Annotated in this window: 21 protein-coding genes; 9 read left to right on the top strand and 12 right to left on the bottom strand. The window is 72.2% G+C overall.

Annotated features, from left to right (window positions below):
* Positions 1-80 precede the first annotated feature (80 nt).
* The gene (repA, locus tag H288_RS0129540; protein WP_020096188.1) at positions 81-1,256 is read left to right on the top strand and encodes a plasmid partitioning protein RepA; all 1,176 of its coding nucleotides are present in this window, start codon (positions 81-83) and stop codon (positions 1,254-1,256) included.
* A 4-nt stretch (positions 1,257-1,260) separates the two neighbouring features.
* Positions 1,261-2,337: a plasmid partitioning protein RepB gene (gene repB / locus H288_RS33095; RefSeq protein WP_020096187.1), complete on the top strand. Its 1,077-nt coding sequence runs from the start codon at positions 1,261-1,263 to the stop codon at positions 2,335-2,337.
* 126 nt (positions 2,338-2,463) lie between these two features.
* Here repB and H288_RS0129530 read toward each other — a convergent pair whose 3' ends face one another.
* The 3 genes from H288_RS0129530 to H288_RS0129520 form a co-directional block, all read right to left on the bottom strand.
* On the bottom strand, positions 2,464-2,919 hold the full coding sequence (locus H288_RS0129530; RefSeq protein WP_128083282.1) for a hypothetical protein: 456 nt from the start codon (positions 2,917-2,919) through the stop codon (positions 2,464-2,466).
* Positions 2,920-3,087: 168 nt separating this feature from the next.
* Positions 3,088-4,116, bottom strand: coding sequence for an amidohydrolase family protein (locus H288_RS0129525; protein ID WP_026605418.1), 1,029 nt, complete (start codon positions 4,114-4,116; stop codon positions 3,088-3,090).
* Positions 4,117-4,265: 149 nt separating this feature from the next.
* Complete coding sequence (locus H288_RS0129520; RefSeq protein WP_020096184.1) at positions 4,266-5,414, bottom strand: hypothetical protein; 1,149 nt, start codon at positions 5,412-5,414, stop codon at positions 4,266-4,268.
* Between the two features lie 271 nt (positions 5,415-5,685).
* Between H288_RS0129520 and H288_RS0129515 the strand changes: the two genes are divergently transcribed.
* On the top strand, positions 5,686-6,465 hold the full coding sequence (locus H288_RS0129515; protein ID WP_020096183.1) for an alpha/beta hydrolase: 780 nt from the start codon (positions 5,686-5,688) through the stop codon (positions 6,463-6,465).
* A 200-nt stretch (positions 6,466-6,665) separates the two neighbouring features.
* Complete coding sequence (locus H288_RS0129510) at positions 6,666-7,079, top strand: thioesterase family protein (protein ID WP_020096182.1); 414 nt, start codon at positions 6,666-6,668, stop codon at positions 7,077-7,079.
* A 69-nt stretch (positions 7,080-7,148) separates the two neighbouring features.
* On the opposite strand, the gene H288_RS36150 is transcribed toward H288_RS0129510, so the two are convergent.
* From H288_RS36150 to H288_RS0129485, 5 genes are all read right to left on the bottom strand, one after another.
* A complete protein-coding gene (locus H288_RS36150; protein ID WP_234083251.1) occupies positions 7,149-7,433 on the bottom strand; it encodes a helix-hairpin-helix domain-containing protein in 285 nt (94 codons plus the stop codon).
* A 553-nt stretch (positions 7,434-7,986) separates the two neighbouring features.
* Positions 7,987-8,934, bottom strand: a complete 948-nt coding sequence (locus tag H288_RS0129500) for a PDR/VanB family oxidoreductase (RefSeq protein ID WP_020096180.1) — start codon at positions 8,932-8,934, stop codon at positions 7,987-7,989.
* Positions 8,935-8,948: 14 nt separating this feature from the next.
* Positions 8,949-9,518 carry an MOSC domain-containing protein gene (locus H288_RS0129495; RefSeq protein ID WP_026605417.1) on the bottom strand — a complete coding sequence of 190 codons (570 nt, stop codon included), beginning with the start codon at positions 9,516-9,518 and terminating at the stop codon, positions 8,949-8,951.
* 20 nt (positions 9,519-9,538) lie between these two features.
* The gene (locus tag H288_RS0129490; RefSeq protein WP_020096178.1) at positions 9,539-9,928 is read right to left on the bottom strand and encodes a Rid family detoxifying hydrolase; all 390 of its coding nucleotides are present in this window, start codon (positions 9,926-9,928) and stop codon (positions 9,539-9,541) included.
* A 90-nt stretch (positions 9,929-10,018) separates the two neighbouring features.
* Positions 10,019-11,293: an MFS transporter gene (locus tag H288_RS0129485; protein ID WP_020096177.1), complete on the bottom strand. Its 1,275-nt coding sequence runs from the start codon at positions 11,291-11,293 to the stop codon at positions 10,019-10,021.
* Positions 11,294-11,550: 257 nt separating this feature from the next.
* On the opposite strand from H288_RS0129485, the gene H288_RS0129480 reads away from it, so the two are divergent.
* Entirely contained in the window at positions 11,551-12,159 is a 609-nt protein-coding gene (locus tag H288_RS0129480; protein WP_020096176.1) for an XRE family transcriptional regulator, read from the top strand.
* Between the two features lie 60 nt (positions 12,160-12,219).
* On the opposite strand, the gene H288_RS0129475 is transcribed toward H288_RS0129480, so the two are convergent.
* A complete protein-coding gene (locus tag H288_RS0129475; protein WP_020096175.1) occupies positions 12,220-12,459 on the bottom strand; it encodes an Lrp/AsnC ligand binding domain-containing protein in 240 nt (79 codons plus the stop codon).
* Between the two features lie 96 nt (positions 12,460-12,555).
* The gene (locus H288_RS0129470; protein ID WP_026605415.1) at positions 12,556-13,341 is read right to left on the bottom strand and encodes an alpha/beta fold hydrolase; all 786 of its coding nucleotides are present in this window, start codon (positions 13,339-13,341) and stop codon (positions 12,556-12,558) included.
* 126 nt (positions 13,342-13,467) lie between these two features.
* On the opposite strand from H288_RS0129470, the gene H288_RS0129465 reads away from it, so the two are divergent.
* From H288_RS0129465 to H288_RS0129455, 3 genes are all read left to right on the top strand, one after another.
* A complete protein-coding gene (locus H288_RS0129465) occupies positions 13,468-14,100 on the top strand; it encodes a GntR family transcriptional regulator (RefSeq protein WP_020096173.1) in 633 nt (210 codons plus the stop codon).
* Between the two features lie 95 nt (positions 14,101-14,195).
* Positions 14,196-15,719, top strand: coding sequence for an aldehyde dehydrogenase (locus H288_RS0129460; protein ID WP_020096172.1), 1,524 nt, complete (start codon positions 14,196-14,198; stop codon positions 15,717-15,719).
* 83 nt (positions 15,720-15,802) lie between these two features.
* Entirely contained in the window at positions 15,803-17,209 is a 1,407-nt protein-coding gene (locus tag H288_RS0129455) for an MFS transporter (protein WP_020096171.1), read from the top strand.
* 46 nt (positions 17,210-17,255) lie between these two features.
* Here H288_RS0129455 and H288_RS0129450 read toward each other — a convergent pair whose 3' ends face one another.
* The gene (locus H288_RS0129450; RefSeq protein ID WP_020096170.1) at positions 17,256-17,690 is read right to left on the bottom strand and encodes an SgcJ/EcaC family oxidoreductase; all 435 of its coding nucleotides are present in this window, start codon (positions 17,688-17,690) and stop codon (positions 17,256-17,258) included.
* A gap of 66 nt (positions 17,691-17,756) precedes the next feature.
* The gene (locus tag H288_RS0129445; protein WP_103986146.1) at positions 17,757-18,308 is read right to left on the bottom strand and encodes a lipocalin-like domain-containing protein; all 552 of its coding nucleotides are present in this window, start codon (positions 18,306-18,308) and stop codon (positions 17,757-17,759) included.
* Positions 18,309-18,718: 410 nt separating this feature from the next.
* Here H288_RS0129445 and H288_RS0129440 point away from each other — a divergent pair, with 410 nt between their 5' ends.
* Entirely contained in the window at positions 18,719-20,809 is a 2,091-nt protein-coding gene (locus H288_RS0129440) for a prolyl oligopeptidase family serine peptidase (protein ID WP_020096168.1), read from the top strand.
* The last annotated feature ends 426 nt before the right edge of the window (positions 20,810-21,235 follow it).

The following is a 21,235-nucleotide window of genomic DNA, read 5'->3' as shown; positions in this document are numbered from 1 at the left end:
CGAGAAAACCGTGACAGGAGTTCGGAACCGTGGCCAGCCCCGCGGCGCTCGCCGCCCTACCCTCTTCGGGGTCAACCTCCATGGCGATGCACGATCTGATCGCCGGCGACGCGCAGGCGCTGTCGGCCAAACTGCAGTCGCACCGGCAGCGGCTGTTCCCGCCCGAGGCGCGCAAGCAGCTGCGGCGATTCTCGTCCGGCGAGGCCGCCAAGCTGATCGGGGTCGACGACGGCTACCTGCGGCGCCTCTCGCTCGACGGCAAGGGGCCCGCCCCCGAGATCGGGCCGTCCGGGCGGCGATCCTACTCGAGCGCCGACATCCAGGCGCTGCGCGGCATGCTGGACGAAGGGGCCAAGACTGGCCGGCGGTACCGGAAGGAGCGGCGGGCCGAGGAGCATCTCCAGATCATCGCGGTGGTGAATTTCAAGGGCGGCTCGGGCAAGACCACCACGGCGGCCCATCTCGCGCAGCACATGGCGCTGCAGGGCTACCGCGTCCTCGCCGTCGACCTCGACCCGCAGGCGAGCCTGTCGGCCCTGCACGGGATCCAGCCCGAATTCGACGTGCGGGACAACGAGACCCTCTACGCCGCGATCCGGTACGACGCGGCGCGCCGTCCCCTGACCGACGTCATCCAGAAGACCTACTTTCCGGGCCTCGACCTCGTGCCGGGCAATCTCGAGCTGATGGAATTCGAGCACGAGACACCGCGCGCCCTCCTCCAGCGGAGCAGCGACGGCGATTCGCTGTTCTTCACGCGCTTCGCCCAGGCCCTGGCGCCGGTCGCCGACCGCTACGACGTGGTCGTGGTCGATTGCCCGCCGCAACTCGGCTACCTGACGCTCTCGGCCCTGTGCGCGGCGACCAGCGTGCTCGTCACCGTGCATCCGCAGATGCTCGACGTGATGTCGATGTGCCAGTTCCTGCTGATGACCTCCGAGATGCTCGGGGTCGTCGCCAAGGCCGGCGGCGACATGAACTACGACTGGATGCGCTACCTCGTCACGCGCTACGAGCCGACCGACGGTCCGCAGACCCAGATGGTCGCGTTCATGCGGACGCTGTTCGGGGAGCGCGTGCTCACCAACGCGATGCTGAAGAGCACGGCGGTCTCGGATGCCGGCATCACCAAGCAGACCCTGTTCGAGGTCAGTCGCGACCAGTTCACGCGCGCGACCTACGACCGCGCGATGGAGAGCCTGGACGCGGTCAACGGCGAGATCGAGGCGCTGATCCGCACGGCATGGGGACGCTGATCCGATGGCCCGCAAGAACCTCCTCGCCGGCCTGCTCGATCCGGCCGACCAGACCGAGTTGACCGCGGTCAACTCGCCCCGCGACGACGCGGCGGCCGCGCGATCGGAGCGGGGCCCGGCCCCGGCCGTTCCCAGCTTCACCGGCCGCGGCGCAGTCGGCGCGATGAGCCGGTCCCTGGAGCGCCTGACCTCCGAAGTCGTCTCGGCGCGCGCCGCGGAGGACCAGCTCAGGTCCGGCAGCGTCGCGGTCGATCTCGATCCGGGCCTCGTCGACCCGTCGCCGGCTCCCGACCGGCTGCCGGTGATCGACGGCCCCGGCGAGGACGCCTTCGTCGCCGTCATCCGGGCGCAGGGGCAGCAGACCCCGATCCTGGTGCGGCCCCATCCCACCGTCAGCGGGCGCTATCAGGTCGCGTTCGGCCACCGGCGGCTGCGGGCCGCGGCCGCGCTGGGGCGGCCGGTCCGCGCGCTGGTGCGGACGCTCACGGATGCCGAACTCGTCGTCGCCCAGGGTCAGGAGAACAACGCGCGGGCCGATCTCAGCTTCATCGAGCGGGCCGCCTTCGCCCTGACGCTGGAGCGGCTCGGGCACGGGCGCGACGTGATCATGGCCGCCCTGCTCGTCGACAAGACCGAGCTGTCGCGCCTGATCGCGGCGCGGCGCGCCCTGCCCGATTCTGTGATCGCCGCCATCGGTCCCGCCCCGAAGGCGGGACGCCGCCGGTGGATGAGCCTCGCGGATCGCCTCGCCAGCCCGGAGATGCGGGCGCGGGTCGATGAGATCGTCGCCGCGGACGCCTTCGCGACCCTGTCCTCCGACCAGCGGTTCGTGCGCGTGTACGCGGCCGTGGCGCCGGTCCCAGCCCCGGCGCCGCCGGTGGTCCGCGCGGGGCCGGAGGTGGGGCTGGCGGAGGACGGGCGCCACTTGGCGCGCGTCGAGCGGACCCCGACGACCGTGGGCCTGATCATCGACGAGACGCTCCATCCCGCCTTCGGCGACTTCCTCGTCGCGCGCCTCCCCGAGCTGTTCGCGGCCTACGAGCGCGAACAGGCGCGCGGCCCGGAGCGATCCGGGCTCTGAGGTCGCGCCGCGCGGGCCTCGCGCCGCCGGGGCGGACCGGTCGCGAGGCCGCCGGTTCCCGAGATCCGCCGCGCGCGATCCGCCCGCACGGGGGAGGGGGCTCCGGCGCGCTGCGTGAGGCGCCGGCTACCTGCAGGCCTCGGCCCGCTTGTCGATCAGGCCGCGCAGCCCGGAGAGGCTGATCTCCTCCGTCATGGCCTCGTGCCATCGGTCCAGCAGGCGGATGCTGAAGCGTCGACCGGCCAGAATATCTTTCAATACGTCCCCATTCAGCGTGATCACTCCGGCGTCCTGCATCTGCGTTGTGGGAAACATCGCGGTTGAAACAGGTCCGTCGTCGATCCGATACTGATAATTGAAGATGGAATTCTTTGGCAGGCCGGTGATCTCGATGCGGTCGCCGACGATCTGGATGCGCGACCGCGCCTTCGGCGCCAGAACGCAGGCGACGTCGCCGCTCGACGGGGCCGCCGATTTCCTGAGCACCCAGTCCCCCTCGCCGGCGACCGTCTGCCCGGCCTCCTGAGCGTGGCCCAGGCCCGCGACAAGGCAGAGCGCGACGGCGCAGATCGTGACCCTCATGAACGACATCCCCGCTTCACCCGCCGGTCCGGCCCTGGGACCAACATCGTCCGCGCGGCGGCGCCGTCGATCTGAGACACATTCGCCCGGTCACCGGCAGGCGCGCGCCGGCGGATCCGCGATCGGGTCCACCCCGCCTCTGCGGCTCCTCCGAGGCCCTCGGCGGCCCTACGGCGTCACGCCGACCGACCGGAGCCGCGCCGCGAGGCGCGGATACACGCGCAGCGCGTTCCCGGCGTAGATCTTGGCCCGGTCCGCGTCCGGGATCGCCGCGGCCTCGACGTAGCGCTTGGTGTCGTCGTAGGCGTGGCCGGTCTCGGGATCGACCCCGTTCACCGCGCCGACCATCTCTGAGGCGAACAGCACGTTCTCGCGCGGGACGACCTTGAGCAGCAGGTCGATGCCGGGCTGATGGTAGACGCAGGTGTCGAAGAAGACGTTGCGCATCAGCTCGGACAGCGGCGGCCGCTTCATGTCCTGGGCCAGTCCCCGGTAGCGCCCCCAGTGATAGGGCACGGCACCGCCGCCGTGCGGGATGATCAGGCGCAGCGTCGGGAAGTCCTTGAACAGGTCCGAGGTCACGAACTGCATGAAGGCGGTGGTGTCGCCGTTGATGTAGTGCGCCCCGGTCGCGTGGAAGTTGGGATTGGCCGAGGCGCTGACATGCACCATGCCGGGCACGTCGAGCTCGACCATCTTCTCCCAGAGCGGGTACCAGAACCGGTCGGAGAGCGGCGGATCGGTCCAGTAGCCCCCGGACGGGTCCGGGTTGACGTTGCAGCCGACGAAGCCGAGCTCCTTGACGCAGCGCTCGAGCTCGGCCGTGCAGTTCTTGGGCGAGACACCCGGCGATTGCGGCAGCTGGCAGACGCCGACGAAGTTCTGCGGCATCAGGCTCGTCACCCGGTGGATCATGTCGTTCGACACGATCGACCAGTCGAGGCTGGTGCGGGCCGTGCCGATATGGTGGCCCATCCCGCCGGCCCGCGGCGAGAACAGCGCCAGGGAGATGCCGCGCTCGGACTGGAGCTTGAGCTGCCGCCCGCTCACGCTGGCGCGCACCGCGTCGTCGCTGACTTGCAGGTCCGACGGCTTGGGGGACTGGCCCGGGTCGTTGAGCGCGCCGATCTGGCGCTTGCGCCAGTCCAGCATGGCGGCCGGCTCGGTGGTGTAGTGCCCGTGGCAGTCGATCACCAGACCCGTGTAGCGCGACGGCTCGGCCCGCGCGGCGCCGGCCGTCAGCGCCGCCGCCCCCAGCCCCGCGAGGCGGCCCAGGAAGCCGCGCCGGGGCAGGCAGCACGCGCAGCCCGCGCCGGCGACCGGCGTGGCCGGATCGGCCGCCGCGATCATCGCGCGCCGCCCTCCGGCAGGGCGGCGCGCTTGCGCAGCACCATGTCGCCCCGGAACAGGAACTTCTGCGCCCGCTTCCCGGTGTCGACCTCGGTGGTGAAGACGTTGCCCTTGGAGTCGATCGCGAGGTTGTGGACCCAGTGGAAGTCGCCGGCCATCCGACCGTTGCGGCCGAAGCGGCCGAGGACCTCGCCGGTGTCGCGGCTCAGGGTGCGGACCTCGTTGTTGGCCCCGTCGGCGTTGAGCAGGTAGGTCTGGCGCTCGTCCGGCCACAGGGCGAGTTCCCAGACCGAGCCGTTGGCCCGGGTGTTCTTCTCGACGAACATCTCCTTCACGAAGGTGCCGTCCTTCCGGAACACCTGGATCCGGTCGTTGGTCCGGTCACACACGTAGACGAGGCCGTCGCGGGCGACCTGCACGCAGTGCACCGGGTTGGCGAATTGCTGGGACGGGGTCGCCGCCGGATCGTAGGGGCCGAGCTTGTCGTCGGTCGGCGGCTTGCCGTAGGCGCCCCACATCCGCTTGAACGCTCCGGTCTCTGCGTCGAACACGATGACGCGGTGGTTGTAGTAGCCGTCGGCCACGTAGAGCTCGTTCGTCTCCGGATCGACCATCATGCCGGCCGGCTTGCCGAGGCGGCTCGTGTCCCGGCTGTCGGTCTGCGGCCCCTGCTTGCCGATCTGCAGCACGAACTTGCCGTCCGGGGTGAACTTCAGGATCTGGCCGTCGGTGTCGCCGTTGCCGGCGAGCCAGACGAAGCCCTTGTGGTCGATGTGGATGCCGTGCTCGTTCTGGGGCCACTGATAGCCCTCGCCCGGGCCGCCCCAGGACTTCACCAGGCGCCCGGCCTGGTCGAAGACGAGGACCGGGGGCGCCGGCTTGCAGCAGCGGGTGCGGGGCGGATCGAGGCTCGCGGCCTTCTCGTCGTCGGTGAGGGTGCGCGGCCGCTGGATCACCCAGACATTGTCCTGCGCGTCGACCGCGACACCCGCCGCCTGACCCATGATCCAGTCGTTCGGCAGGCGCTGCGGCCAGGCCGGATCGACCTCGAAGCGCAGCGGCTCCTCGGCGCCGGCCGGAACGGCGAATGTCAGCACTGTCAGCGAGGCCGCAGCCGTCAGCCGACGCAGCACGCGTCGCAGCATCTCGGTTTCCTCTCCCGGTTTTTACTCAATTCGTGCCGCCATGAGAGGCTGAAAGGCCGCCCTCGTCCAGCATCGCGCAGCATATCCGGGTAACATCCCGGGACGCTTGCGCCCGGATGTGCCCGTCCGCGCGCGGTCCCGGCCGCCGCCGGGTCGCGCCGAGATGCGCGCCGAGATGCGCCTTGGGCGGCCCGAGGCTGTATCCTTCCCGCGCCGGCGGCGAACAGGGACGGTACGTCCCGCATCGACGAGTCCGGATGGAGGCGTCCCCATGATGACGCGCAGAACGCTGACCCGCACCCTTGCCGCCGGCGCGGCCGCCGCGCTGCTGCCCGGACCGGCCACCGCCCAGGATCTCCCGCGGGCGCGCAACGTCGTGCTGGTCCACGGGCTGTTCGCCGACGGGTCGTGCTGGTCGGAGGTGATCCCGCACCTGCAGGCGGCCGGCCTCTCCGTCACCTCCGTGCAGAACCCGCTGACCACCCTCGCGGAAGCGGTGGCCTCGGCGCAGCGCGTGCTGGCCCGCCAGGAGGGACCGACCGTCCTCGTCGGCCACTCGTTCTCCGGCATGATCGTGACCGAAGCCGGGATCGACCCGAAGGTCTCGGCGCTGGTCTACGTGGCGGCGCGGGCGCCGGACGCGAACGAGGATTACGCGGCGCTGGCGAAGGCCTACCCGACCCCGCCCGCCTCGGCCGGCGTCGTGTTCGACGGCGACGAGGGGCGCCTGAGCGAGGCGGCGTTCCTGCGGGATTTCGCGGGCGACCTGCCGGTGGAGAAGGCGCGGGTGCTGTTCGCGGTCCAGCAGCCGTTCCGCAAGGCCCTGCTGACGGGACGGACCACCCAGGCCGCCTGGCGCTCGAAGCCGAGCTTCTACGCGGTGTCGACCGAGGATCGGACCATCGACCCGGACCTCGAACGGTTCATGGCCAAGCGCATGAACGCGCGGACCGTCGAGCTCCGGGCGAGCCACCTGTCCCTGATCTCGCGCGCTCCGGATATCGCGGACCTCATCCTTGGGGCGGCCGGCCAGCCCCGCCGTCGGCGCTGACCGGACGCGACTCGCTTGCGAGCGCTCGTCCCCCCCTTCCGGGGGTTCCCGGTCCGGGGTTCTCGTGCCGGGGTTCCCGTGCCTGGCCGGGCGGCGGGGAGGGGGCTGGGCTGCGTGCGGCGAAGGTCCCGGGATGTCCGGACGCGGTCCCTCGGCCCTACCTATCGGTCATCGGGCCGAAACGGATCTGGAGCGCGCGCATGCAGGACATCCCGTTGGGGGCGAAGGGGAGCTTCGCCATGCTGGTCGGGCCGTCACATCTGGCCAGCCAGTTCAAGGACAACATCCTGCCGCCGGTCTTCGCCACGCCGATGATGGTCCTGATCATGGAGAACGCGGCGCTGAACGCCGTCCGCCAGTACCTCGATCCCGGCGAGAGCGCCGTCGGGACCAAGGTGGACGTGACCCACATGGCGGCGACCCCGGTCGGGCACCGCGTCCGGGCGGAGGCCGAGGTGGTCGGCGTCGCCGGACGCCAGATCCAGTTCCGCGTCGCGGCCTGGGACGAGTCGGAGCAGATCGGGTCCGGGACGCACGAGCGGATGATCGTCGACATCGAGCGGCTCGGCAAACGTCTCGCCGCCAAGCAGCCCGCCCCGTCGAAGCGCGCGTAGCGTCCGGGCCGTGGCCCCTGGCACCCGTGGGACCGGCGAGCTCGGCTCGGTGCCGACGGGCTTCGACCCTCAATCCGGGCGGCCCGCGCCAGCGGACTCGGTCTGCCGCACCGCGACGGCAGCCCTGATCGCCTCGTAATCGGCCTTCTTCAGGACACGCCGGGTCACGAGATCCTCCGGCGAGCCGTAGGGCCGGAACGCGACGATCCGGCGCCCGATCATGCCGGCCCCGAGGGCGTTCAGTTCCTCGACGGACGCCGTGTTGAGGTCGACGCCCTGGCCCGGAGAGGCCGGCGGCTGGCCGGAGCCCGGCGCGCCCTCGGCCTGCTGCGGCGGCGCCGCCGGCTTCGCCACCCCGCTCGCCGCGGGGGCATCCGGCGACGCTGCCGGCGATGCGGGCGGGGTTGCCGCCAGGGAGGACGGGGGGGCGGCTGTCGCGTTCCGCGGTGCCGGGGCGACGCGCGGGGCGGATCCGGCGTTCGGCCCCGGATAGACGGACCGGATGGTCTCGCCCTGCGGGTCGATCCCGGATCGGTCCTGCTTGGACACGGCAATCGGTGTGGACGCCTGCCTGTCGCGGCTCGCGTGAGGGCGGGGCCCGTAGGAGATCCAGAGGCCCGCCAGGACGACTGCGGCCGCCGCCAGACCGGCGCTGATGGACAGCGTGGATCGGCTCATTCTCACAACCTCCTCTTGGCGGGCGGGGCACTGCCCCACGGCGATGGCACTGTCGAGGCGGGCTAACCCAGCCCGAGCGGCATCGCCATCCGCCGCGTGAGGTTCGCTGATCCGAATCGTGCGGCGCGCTGGCGCAGCTCACGGTCGCGCGGGCCGCGCGGCGAGGCGGCCGGCGTCGTCGCCCGCGCGGGGCCACACGTCTGATAACGCCGCAGCGCGGGTCCGGCCGTCAGAGCTCGAGCGTCACGGCGTCCCGCGCACGTGAGACGCAGGGCATCATGCGGCTCCGGCGCTTGGCGAGCGGCAGGACCGCGTCGCGGTGGAGGACCGCGCCGTCGCGATAGCCGCACTCGCAAGCGCCGCAGACGCCGAGCTCGCAGGAGGAGGGCAGGTCAAGCCCCGCGCCGCGCAGCACGTCGAGCAGCGACCGGTCGGCGGGCACGTGGAGCACCTGCCCGGTGGAGGCGATGCGCGCCTCGAACGGCTCCGGTACGAAGCCCTCGTCGCGCAGCGGCTCGAAATGCTCGCTGTGCACCCGCTCGGCGGGCCAGCCCCGCGCGACCAGGCCCTCCTGGACCGCGTCCATGAGGCGCCGCGGCCCGCAGGCGTAGGCGTGGGTCCCGGTCTCGGCCGGGCCGAGGGCGTCGGGGTCGAAGCGCCGCCCCTCGGACCCGAACCAGCACCGGAGGCGCGGCCCGCAGACCGCCCGCACCGCTGCCAGCAGCGGCGCCGCCTCGGGGGAGGGGGCGCAGAGGTGGAACGCGAACTCCGCTCCCGACGCGGCGAGCGCGCGCGCCATGGCGAGCAGGGGCGTCACCCCGATCCCGCCGGCCACGAGCAGGTGGCGGCGCGCCTCGGGGTCGAGGGGGAAGTTGTTGCGGGGCGCCGAGACGTGGGCGAACGCCCCGGGCGCGAGCGTCTCGTGCGCCCAGGCCGAGCCGCCCCGGCCGGCCGCCTCCCGCTTGATCGCGATCTCATAGCGGCTCCGGTCGGCCGGGTCGCCGCACAGCGAGTACTGCCGCACCCGCCCGTCCGGCAGGCGCAGGTCGACATGGGCGCCGGCCGTCCAGGCGGGGAGTTCCGGGCGCGCGGGATGGACCAGACCGAGGTGCAGCACCTCCGGCGTCGTCGCGACCGCGTCGGCGACGCGCAGCTTCATGATCAGGCGGGCCGTCATCGCGCGCAGCTCCGTCAGTCCAGCAGCGCGATCGCATCGCCGGGCCGGATCACGCCGCCGCTCTCGATCCCGCAGTTCAGGCCCGAGCGGTTGTAGAGCGGCAGGTAGACCGGCATTCCGAGCAACTCCTCGAGATAGCGGCAGGGGAAGTTGAGGCGCCCGCCCCGCAGGATCACCGCGCCGACCCGGAAGCGCCGGCCGACCAAGTGGTTGAGCGGCACGCCGCGCACCGTGAGGTTGCGCCGATGGTCCCCCGGCAGGAGGCGCAGCGGCCCCTCCTGCAGCGGCGGGTCGTTGCGGTTGAGGGCGTCGAGGGCCTCCTGCTCGATCAGCGTGACCTCGCGCACGTCGGGCTTGGGCGAGTAGGTGCCGGTGCCGAGGAAGTAGCGGTCGCCCTCGATCCCGCGGCCTGCCACGCACACGGCCTCGGACACCTCCTCCATCTCGTAGCTCGCCGCGGGGGCGATGTGGATGTGGGTCAGGCTGCCGACCCAGCCGGCGGCGCCGCCCGGAACCCGGACGGCGGCCGATCCGGCCGCGTGCGCGAAGGCCTCGACCATGCGGGGTGCGGTCTCGCCGGTCATCGTGCTGGTCGCCTCGGTTGTCATGCGGCCTCCGTGGCGAGCGCGATCGCCTCGATCTCGACCCGGGCGTCGCGCGGCAGGCGCGCGACCTCGACCGTGGAGCGGGCCGGGGCCTCGCCCGGGAAGTGCTCGGCATAGACCGCGTTCATCGCGGCGAACTCCGCCATGTCCTTGAGGAACACGGTCGTCTTCACGACGCTCGCGAGGCTGGCGCCGCCCGCCTCGAGCACGGCGGCGAGGTTGGCGAGGGACCGCCGGGTCTGCGCCTCGATCCCGTCCGGGAACGCGCCGGTGGCGGGATCGATCGGCAGCTGTCCGGAGGCGAAGACCAGCCCGCCGGCCCGGATCCCCTGTGCGTAGGGCCCGACCGTCGGAGCGGCCTTCTCGGTGCGTATGGTGTGCTTCGTCATGCGGTCGATCTCGCGTCGGTCTGTTTCAGATAGTGGACGATAATCCACTGTATGGGAAGCCGCCGCGCGCGTCCGGGGCGGCTCATCCGGTCAGTCGATCGGCTTGCGCGCCGTCTCCGGGGCGAGGAGCGTCGCCGTCAGGGTGATGCAGGCGAGGGCGATCAGGTAGACGGAGATCGGCCAGGTCGCGCCGGAACTCCAGCCCAGCAGGGCCGCGGCGATCAGCGGGGTGAAGCCGCCGCTGAGGGCCGCGCCCACCTGGAAGCCCAGCGAGGCGCCGCTGTAGCGCAGGCGCGCGTCGAACAGCTCGGACATCCAGGCGGCGCCGGTGCCGAACATGATCCCCTGGCCGAAGCTCAGGGCCACCGCGACGGTCAGGGTGATGATCGTTGGGTCGCGCGTGTCGAGCAGGGTGAACAGCGGGAACGCGAAGGCGATCGAGAACAGGCAGGCGGCGACGAACAGGGTCCGGCGGCCGTAGCGGTCCGACAGCCAGCCGAAGGCCGGCAGGGTGAAGAGCTCGATCACCGCCGCCACCAGGATGCCGTTCAGGATGATGCTGCGCGACAGCCCGAGCTGGCCGGTCACGTAGGAGATCGAGAACACGGTCACGACGCTGACGTAGGCGATCTCGGAGACCTTGAGGCCCACGGCCTTCAGGAAGGTGCGCGGGTGCTCGGTGAGGATCTCCATGACCGGCAGCCGCGCCACGGCGGACCGCCGCTTCACCCGCTGGAACGCGGGCGTCTCGTGCAGGCGCAGGCGGATGAACAGCCCGAGGCCGACCAGCAGCGCGCTGGCCAGGAACGGGATCCGCCAGCCCCAGGCGAGGAAGTCCGCCTCCGGCAGGAAGCCGCACAGCGCGAAGGCCCCGATCGACGCGATGACGCCGAGGGGGTAGCCGAGCTGGACGATGCTGCCGAAGTAGCCGCGCCGCTCCGCCGGGACGCTCTCCACCACCATCAGGACCGCGCCGCCCCACTCGCCGCCGATCCCGATGCCCTGGACCAGGCGCAGCGCCACGAGCAGGATCGGGGCCCAGATGCCGATCTGCGCGTAGGTCGGCAGGCATCCGATCAGGAACGTGCCGAGGCCCATGATGATGATGGTCAGGGACAGCATCGCCTTGCGGCCGATCTTGTCGCCGAAATGCCCGAAGATGACGCCGCCCAGGGGGCGCGCCAGGAAGCCCACCGCGTAGGAGCCGAACGCCGCGATGGTGCCGACCAGCGGGTCGAAGCTCGGGAAGAACAGCTTGTTGAACACGAGCGCCGTGGCCGTCCCGTAGATCAGGAAGTCGTACCACTCGACCGTCGTCCCGATGACGCTCGACCAGACGATCTGGCGCCGGTCGGCGACCGGCACCGGGCCGGCATCGAGAGCCGGGGACGCCTCAAGGGGCAACGCGGTATCGGCCACGGCACATCCTCCACTGTGATGGATAAAAATCCATTCTTGTGGAGGCAAGCGGCGTGCCAGCCCGGCGACGCGCGTTCCGGAGTGCGCTTCGGCGCAAGGTGCGGCGCAAGGTGCATTTCGGCAGCCCCTGCGCTAGGCGGGGGCGACTCTCTCGGTGCCGCGCCCCGGTCGCGCGGCCCGGACGCGGGCGCGGAAGACGGGGCATGACGGCGAGGACGATCATCGGGGCGGACCCGGCAGCGACGGAGACGTCCCCGCAGATCCACATCGCCGAGGAGATCCGGCGGCGCCGCAGGGAGCAGGGCCTGTCGCTGGAGACGCTGGCGGCGCGCTCGGGCGTCAGCCGCTCGATGATCTCCAAGATCGAGCGCTCCGAGGCCGTGCCGTCGACGGTGGTGCTGTCCCGCCTCGCGGAGGCGCTCGGCGTCACCTTCTCGCGGCTGATGGCGCCCGCGACGGAGCGCGAGATCCTGGTCATCCCGGCGAGCCGCCAGCCGATCCTGCGCGACGAGGCGTCCGGCTACCTGCGGCGCTGCATCTCGCCGGTCCTGCCCGGGCGCGGCATCGACTGGGTGCTCAACACGCTGCCGCCGGGCGCCAGCACCGGCGAGTTCACCGCCCATCGCCGCGGCGTGTCCGAGTACATCTACGTCCTGCGCGGCCGCCTGCGGGCGGTGATCGGCGAGCGCGCGGTCATCATGGAGACCGGCGACAGCCTGTATTTCGAGGCCGATGCCGGGCACGCCTTCACCAACGTCGGCACGGAGGCGTGCGAGTACTTCCTGGTGATCGACCCGTCGCGCGTCCGCTGAGCCGGGCCGCCCCGGACGTCCGCGGCGCGCGGGGCCGGCCGCCGGTCCCGGTCGGGCGCGTCAGTGGAAGGCCTTGAAGGCGATGATCGTCTCGGAATCCTTCACGCCGTCGAGGCGCAGGAGGAAGTCGTTCACGAACAGCCCGATATCGACGCCGTTGTCCACGTGGAACTTGGCCATGATGTCGAACCGTCCGGCCGTGGAGTAGATCTCGGACGCGATCTCCATCGCGACGAGCGCGTCGGACGCGGCGTAAGTCTTGCCGATCTCGCATTTGATCTGCACGAAAAATGTCTTCATGTCCGTCTCGCTGGATGGCGCGCCGCCGCGGCCGCGCGGATCGGGGCCGCCGACCCCGCCGGAGCGGCCGAACCTAGCACCGTTCCGCGCGTCCGCTCAGGCGGAACCCGGCCGGAGAAACGCCAGGACCTCGCGGGCGAACAGCTCGGGGGCCTGGAGCTGCGGGACGTGGGCGCAGTCCGGCAGCGTCACGAACCGCGCGTCCGGCAGCCCGGCCGCGAGCTCGCGCGCCATGGCCGGCGGGGTCGCCTCGTCCTCCTCCCCGACGAGCACCAGCGCCGGCGCGCGGATCTCTGAGAGGCGCGCGCGCAGGTCGAGGCCGGCCAGGGCCGCGCAGGCCGCCCGGAACACGTCGACGTCCGTGCGCAGGAAGGCGGCCCGGCGCTCGGCCATCAGGTCCGGGTGCGCGGCCTGGAACGCGGGCGCGAACAGCCGGCGCATGGCCGTGTCGGCGAGCGCCGCGAGCCCCTTCTCGGCCGCCGCGCCGGCCATGCCGCGGAACGCGGCCCGGCCGGGCTCCGGGAAGCAGGCGCCGCAATCGGCGAAGACGAGCCGGTCGAAGAGGTCGGGGTGGCGCAGGGCGCAGAGCAGCAGCACGAAGCCGCCGTAGCCGTTGCCCAGCCCGGCCGCTGGCCGGCCCCCGGTCGCCGCGCGCAATGCCGCGCCGACCCGGTCGGCGACGGCCTCGAGGCCGCCCGGCGCGGGCGCGGAGGCGCCGAACCCAGGCAGGTCGGGGACGAGGAGCCGGAAGTCGCGGCCGAGCGCCGGGGTGACCCGGTCGAAGCTCGTCCGGTCGGCGAGCAGCGAGTGCAGCAGGACGAGGGGCGGGCCCTCGCCGGACAGGGTCACCGCGACCTGGCCATCCGCGAACATCGCATGCATCCGAGACCTCCCCCGCCGCCTCTGCCGGCGGCTCCACGACGCTGTCGCATCCGACGCGTTCGCTCGCAATCCGGTTGACGTGATATTTCACGAATGGCAGCATGTGTCGATCGAACGAGGTCGTGCGTGCTGCTCCGAGACAACATCTACGCGGCGATCCGCGCCGACATCCTGGCCTGCGTCCTGCGCCCCGGCGCGGAGGTGCGCGAGCAGGAACTGGCCCAGCGCTACGCCGTGAGCCGGCAGCCGGTCCGGGAGGCGCTGCTGCGCCTGGAGCGCGAGCGGCTCGTCACGGTTCACGCGCGTCAGGGATATCAGATCAACGCGATTTCGGTGGCGGACGCGCGCGATCTGCTGCGCATGCGCCTCGCTCTGGAGCCGGCCTGCGCGGCCGAGGCCGCGGCCGGCGCGCCCGCTTCCGTCCTGGCGTCCCTCGACGCGTTCCGCGCCGTCGCGGACGGCGCCGACTTCATCGCGGAGAACCGCGCCTTCCACATCGCCCTCGCCGAGGCGTCGGGGAACCGCCGCATGGCCGCGACCGTGCGCGACCTCGTCGAGCAGGCGGACCGGCTGGTCCGGGTCAGCCTCGACGGTATCCGCGGGCGCGACCCGGCGCAGCTGGTGGACGAGCACGCCGCCATCATCGACGCCGTGCAGCGCCGCGACGGGCGCGGGGCGCGCCGCCTCGTGCGCGCGCACGTCGCCCAGGCCGAGCGCCGCATCCTGACCGCCCTGGAACGCAGCGCGATCGTCCTCTGAACGAGGTCGCGCCCGGCGCGGAGCCGAGGGACGCGGTGGAACACGACACCGGGCCCGACCCGGCCCGACAACGGACCCGACACGGGAGAGACGCCATGACCCTGCACGCGCCGGAACCGACCGTCGAGACACGGGGCAACTTCATCGACGGGCGCGAGGTCGAGGCCGGCGACGGCGCGCTGATCGACGTGCGCAACCCCGCCACCGGCGCGGTGATCGCCCGGATCCCCAATTCGGGGCCGGCCGACGTCGACCGGGCGATGCGCGCGGCCCGGGCGGCCTTCGAGGGCCGGGAATGGGGCGGGATGGACATCCGGGCGCGCGCCCGGCTGGTGAACAGGCTCGCCGACGCGTTCGAGGCCAACCTCGACACGCTCTACCGGCTGGAGACCACCAACAACGGCCGGCCGGTCAACGAGACCCGGGCGCAGCTCTCGCGGCTGCCGGACTTCTTCCGCTACTTCGCGGGCGTGGCGCTGGCGCGGCGCGACGACGTCATCCCGGTCGAGGGCAACTACCTCAACTACACCCGCCGCACCCCGATCGGCGTGGTGGCGAACTGTACGCCGTTCAACCACCCGCTGATGATCCTGTGCAAGTCGCTGGCGGTGGTGCTCGCCACCGGCTGCACCACGGTGGTCAAGCCCTCCGAGTACACGCCGCTCACGACCCTGAAGCTCGCGCAGATCTTCACCGAGGCCGGCCTGCCGCCGGGCGTGTTCAACATCGTGCTGGGGCTTGGCGCCTCGACCGGCAAGGCGCTGGCCGAGCACGGCGACATCAACAAGCTCGTGCTCACCGGCGGCACCGAGGCCGGCCGGATCGCCGGCTCGGCCGCCGCGAAGGTCTTCGCCCACCAGACCATGGAGCTCGGCGGCAAGACCCCCGTGATGGTGTTCGACGACTTCGACGTCGAGCGGGCGGTGAACTACGCGGCCTTCGGCGCCTTCATCGGCGCCGGCCAGACCTGCGTGTGCGGCAGCCGCCACCTCGTCCAGGCCTCGATCTACGACGAGTTCGTCGAGCGGCTCGCCGCCAAGACCGCCGCGATCCGCCTCGGCGATCCCTTCGACCCGGCGACCCAGCTCGGGCCAGTCATCTCCGAGCGCCAGCGCGAGCGGGTGCTGGCCTATGCCGGCTACGGCCGCGACCAGGGCGCCCGCGCGGTGGCGGGCGGGCGGGCGGCCCGGGTGCCGGGCTTCGAGGGCGGCTACTTCGTGGAGCCCACCGTGTTCGCGGACGTCACCGCCGACATGCGCATCTTCCAGGAGGAGGTGTTCGGGCCCTTCACCAGCGTCACCCGCTTCGAGGACGAGGCCGACGCGCTCCGGCTGGCCAACGACTCGCCCTTCGGCCTCGCCGCGGCCGTGCGCACCCGCGACGTCGCCCGGGCCCACCGGGTGGCGCACGCGGTCAAGGCCGGCATCGTCTGGATCAACGACCACCACCGCCTCGACCCGGCCTCGCCCTGGGGCGGGGTCGGCGACAGCGGGCTCGGCCGCGAGTGCGGGATCGAGAGCTTCAACGACCATTTCGACGTGAAGAGCGTGATGGTCGCCACCGGCGACGGGCCCTTCGACTGGTACCGCGACACGGCCGGCCAGCGCCGCCTGAACTGACGTCCGGCGGCGCGGGGGATGCGAGGTCCGCGCCAGACGGACCCCTTCCGCGCCGGCCCCGAACCCGAGGAAGGAAACGCCCCATGTCCGAAGCCGTGAGCCCGGCGGTCAACGCCGGAGGCCGCCTCGACCGCCTGCCGATCGGCCCGTTCCACCGCCGCATCATGTGGCTGATCGGGATCGGCATGTTCTTCGACGGGTTCGACATCTACATCGCCGCCACCGTGCTCGGCGCGACCCTGAAGAGCGGCTTCTCGACCCTGCCGCAGAACGCGTGGTTCGTCTCGGCCACCTTCGTGGGGATGATGGCGGGCTCGTTCCTCACGGGCTTCTTCGGCGACCGCTACGGGCGGCGCTTCACCTACCAGGCGAACCTCCTGGTCTTCGGGCTGGCCGCCATCGGGGCGGCCTTCGCGCCCAACATGACGGTGCTGATCGTGCTGCGCTTCATCATGGGCGTGGGGCTCGGGGCCGAGAACGTCGTGGGCTACTCGACCATGACCGAGTTCGTGCCGGCGCGCTCGCGCGGGCGCTTCCTCGGCCTCATGGCGGTGTTCGTCGTCACGGGCCTGCCGGCCGCCTCCCTGATCGGCTACCTGATCATCCCGACCTTCGGCTGGCGGGCGATGTTCGCGCTGGGCGGCCTCGGGGCGCTCGCCGTCTGGTACGCCCGCAAGAGCCTGCCGGAATCGCCGCGCTGGCTCGAGGCCGTGGGGCGCCACGCCGAGGCCGAGGCGCTGATGCGCGCGATCGAGGCCGAGGCGGCCCGCGGCGCGCCGCTGCCGCCCGCCGCCGCCGCGGCGCCCGTCACGCAGCTCGGGCTCGCCGCCCTGTTCCGGCCGCCGCTGCTGTCGCGCCTGCTGCTGGGCTGCCTGTGCCTCGTGGTGATCAACACCCTGCTGTACGGCTTCGTGACCTGGCTGCCGACCTTCTTCATTCGGCAGGGCCTCTCGGTGGCGACCTCCTTCGGCTACGCGCTGCTGATGGGGCTCGGCGCGCCGGTGGGCAGCGCCATCGGCGCCCTGACCGCCGACCGCTGGGGCCGCAAGCCGACGATCATCGGCGCCTCGGCGACGGCCATCCTGTTCGGGATCCTCTACCCGATGACCCTGGACCCGGTCCTGCTGCCGCTGGTCGGGTTCGGGCTGACGGTGCCGATCTACGTGCTGGTGGCCCTGCTGTTCGGGATCTACATCCCCGAGCTGTTCCCGACCGAAGTGCGCCTGCGGGCCTCGGGCCTGTGCAACACGGTCGGGCGCGGGGCGACCATCGTGACGCCCTTCCTGGTCGTTACCCTGTTCGAGACCTACGGCATCGCGGGCGTGACCGGCCTGATGATCGGGCTGCTCGCCCTGCAGATCGTGGCGGTCGCGGCGTTCGGCGTCGAGCCGCGCAGCCAGAGCCTGGAGAGCCTGGAGGCCGGCGTGGCGCCGGCCGAGGGCGGCCCGGCCGCCCGGGCGCGGGGCACGGTTCCGCGCCCGATCCACTGAGACCGGGAGGCGCTCCGCCCGGCCGTCCCCCGGCCGGGCGGAGCGATCAGTTCCAGGTGTGCAGGACCGTGCGCCAGGCGCCGTCGCGCTTCTCCAGCACGTTCACCCAGTTGCCCTCGAACTTCTTCTTCGCGCCCCCGTCCCCGGGGCCGGTCATCTCCCAGCGGCCGGACACGATGAGCAGGTTGTCCTTCGGCAGCGCGGATTTGACCGTCGTCTTGTGCTCGTCCCATCCCTTCGCCTTCAGCCCGGCGAAGAACTTCTGGATGCCGTCGCTGGTCTGCGGCGCGCCCTTCGTGACGACGATCGCGTCGGGCGTGTAGAGCTTGGCCAGCGCGTCCATGTCGCCGCCGTTATACGCCGCGTCCCACTGGCTCGCGGCGCTCTGCGCGTCGGCCTGGACGGTGTCCGACCGGCACAGGCTCGGCGTCATCAGGGCGACAGCGAATACGGTCGCGTGCAGGACGTGGGGACGCAGCATGTCTTCCTCCATCGTGAAGTGTTCTGGTCGATCACGGTGCGAAGGCGCGGGAGCTCCGGATCTTGACTAAGGGTATTTCTCCCAGGTTAGGGTGATGACGCTCATCCTGCCGTCGACGTTGAACTTGAACGGCACCGTCGTGAGGACGAGCCGCCCGTTCTCCTGCGCGACGTGCCGGACCTGGGAGGTCCCGGTCCAGGCCTCGTTCCAGGACGTGTCGATGTCGTGGACGATCCGGTCGCCCTCGAGCCGGTAGGTCCCGGCATAGGCGAAGAAGGTCTTGTGGAGCTTGATCCGGTCCGCGTCGGACATCTTGTCGTTGGCGATCGGCCGCTCCCGGCCTTCGTGGGCGCAGACCACCATCATGCGCCCGTCGCGGCCGTAATGGATCCAGCCGGTCGGCTTCGGGCCGCCGTAGGCGTCGATCGTCTCGCCCGTGTCCACGATCCGGCGCGTGGCCGCGGCGAGGCGCCAGGTCCCGACGACCGCGTCCGCGTCCACCGCCCATCCGGGCGAGATGCCGAGACAACCCGAGACCAGGACGGCGGTGCCCGCGACGCCGACCATCGCCGTCTCGGCGAGCCGAGACCTGCGCAACCCCTGTTCGACGACGCGCATCGCAGCGACCCCCGGTAAGGCCATGGGGACTCAGAGCACGAACCAGACCGTACGCGACAGAACCATCATTGAATACCATGATCGGTGCGAATGCAAGGCATATGTGCTGATTTGATAAAAGCGAAAACAGTCAAAGATCTGATATGGTCCGAATGGCGCTGGAAAGATAAGTATAGATGCGCCCGAGAGACCCGCGCGGCCTGCCGGCCGAGTCGACGGCGCGCGCGGCGGCGACGTTCGGGAGGGGGATCGGCCGCCCGCATGCGGAAACGTCCTGATCCGCGTGTCCGGATCGTCCTTTCCACCTGCGCGAGGCATGCGAACATCTGCGCGTCCGAGACGATTGACCGCTCATCGGGGGAATGCCGCGCGCCTATCGAGGGTGGCGCGCAGGGGCTACGGTCCCACTGATGTCCGCGGCAACCGACCCCCACCCCGACCCCAGGCCGACCCTCGCGCGGCCCGACGACGATCCGTACCTCTGGCTGGAGGAGGTCGACGGGCCCGACGCGCTCGCCTGGGTCGAGGCACGCAACGCGGAGACGCTCGCCCGCTACGGCGATGCCGGCTTCCTCCGCGACCGCGACATCGCCCGGGACCTCCTCGACCGGCCGGACCGCATCCCGTTCGTCCAGCGCTTCGGCAGCTGGCTCTACAATTTCTGGACGGACGGCGCGCATCCGCGCGGCCTGTGGCGGCGCGTCGACGCGGCCGGCTACCGCGCCGCGGTCCCGGACTGGGAGATCCTGCTCGATCTCGACCATCTCGCGGCGACGGAGGGCGAGGACTGGGTCTGGGCCGGGGCGACGATCCTCAGGGACGCGCTCGATCGCGCCCTCGTGCGCCTCAGCCGCGGCGGCAAGGACGCGGCCGTGATCCGCGAGTTCGATCTGGACACCCGCACCTTCGTGGCCGACGGCTTCGTCCTGCCCGAGGGCAAGGGCGGCGCGACGTGGCTCGATCGCGAGACGGTGCTCCTGTCGAGCGCCCTCGGCCCGGGCATGGCCACGCGGTCCGGTTACGCGCGCACCGTCCGGCTCTGGCCGCGCGGCACGGACCCGCGCGACGCGTCCGTCCTGTTCGAGACCGCCGAGACCAGCATGGCGGTCTGGGGCGCGTCCGACCGGCAGACCGGGACCGAGCGGATCACGGTCGTCGAGCAGCTCGGCTTCTTCGACGCGGCTGTCCATATCGGCGATCGCGGCGGCCTGCGCGCGCGCCTCGACCTGCCCACGCATGCCGGGGTCCAGCTGCACCGCGACCACCTGTCCGTGCGGCTGCGGCGGCCCTGGACGGTGGACGGCGTCGCGCACGACACCGACACGGTGCTGGCGATCGCGCTCCCCGACCTGCTGGCGGGAGGCCGCGCCTTCACGGTCCTCTGGCAGCCGGACGCGCGGCTCGCCCTGCAGAGGGTGTTCTGGTCGGCCGGGCGGCTGATCGTGGACGTGCTCGAGGACCTGCGCCCCACCTACCGGGTCTTCGAGCCGGGGCCGGGCGGCTGGACCGAGCGGCCCCTCGCTGGGTTGCCCGCCCTGGGTTCCGTCCATCTCTGGCCCCTCGACGGCGATCCGGAGCGGGCGGACGGAGCCCTGCTGGCGCTGGCCCACGATCCGGTGACGCCGCCGGCGCTGCTCGCCTTCCCGCCCGCGCTCGACGCCCCGGCCGTCCTGCGTCGGGCGCCCCCGGCCTTCGACGCGCGCGGCATCCGGGTGACGCGCCACGAGGCCGTGTCGGCGGACGAGACGCGCGTGCCCTACGTTCAGGTCGGGCCGGAAGCCGAGACCGGTGCGGCCCCCGTCTACCTGACGGCCTATGGCGGGTTCGGGCTCTCGCGCCTGCCGGATTACCAGCCCGTGCTGGGCAAGCTCTGGCTGGAGCGGGGCGGCACCTGCGTGACCGCCAACATCCGCGGCGGCGGCGAGTTCGGCACCCGCTGGCACCACGCGGGCCGGCGCGAGGGCAAGGCCCGGGCGCACGACGACTTCGCCGCGGTGGCCGCCGATCTCGTGGCCCGCGGCGTGACGCGGCCGGGGCGGATCGCGGCCGAGGGCGGCTCGAACGGAGGCCTGCTGATCGCCAACATGCTCACCCGCTACCCGGAGCGGTTCGGGGCGCTGGCCTGCACGATCCCGCTGATCGACATGCGCCGCTACACGAAGCTCCTGGCCGGCGCGAGCTGGATCGCGGAGTACGGCGATCCGGACGACCCGCAGGACTGGGCGTTCCTGTCCGGCATCTCCGCCTACCACGCCGCCGAGGCCGGGCGGGCCTACCCGCCGATCCTGCTGGCCACGAGCCGCGGCGACGACCGGGTCCATCCAGGCCACGCGCGGAAGATGGCGCAGAAGCTCCGCGTCCTCGGCTGCGACGTCGCCTTCTACGAGCCCGCGACCGGCGGGCACGGCGCCGGCAAGGACAGCGAGCAGACGGCGGCGTTCCGGGCGCTGGGGCTCACCTTCCTGCGCCGCGCCATCGGATGGGATGACCCGGTCGCGTGAGCGCGGCCTCGACCCGAACCGCGGCATCGTCCGGGTCCGCATACGGGAACGGCGGGGCTCTCGCCCCGCCGCTCACGCCGTCCGTTCGGGCAGTCCGTCGCCCGGGCGGCCCCGAGGACCGCCGCGGCTCAGAAGCCCATCAGCACCCCGGCCGAGCCGGTCACCGTCATCGCGAGGCCGCCCAGGAAGGCGCCGATCATCGCGTAGGAGAAGCCCTTCAGGACCATGTCGTGCACGCCTCTCATCGAGCAGCGGGTCTCGGGCGAGACCCGGGATCACCAACTGCAATGATGATGCCGGATCGGCCGGCTGCGTGCGGTGCGAAGAGTCACGCTGCGCCGCGGAACCGTTCGGCGCGCGTTCAGGCGGCGACGGTGGGCGAGACGGCCGCCGGGCCCGTCTCGCTCACGCGAAATGGGCCGGCAG

The organism is Methylobacterium sp. 285MFTsu5.1, from assembly GCF_000383455.1.
GTDB lineage: Bacteria > Pseudomonadota > Alphaproteobacteria > Rhizobiales > Beijerinckiaceae > Methylobacterium.
The sequence above is the reverse complement of the archived record's forward strand: the minus strand, read 5'-3'. Positions and strand labels throughout refer to the sequence as shown.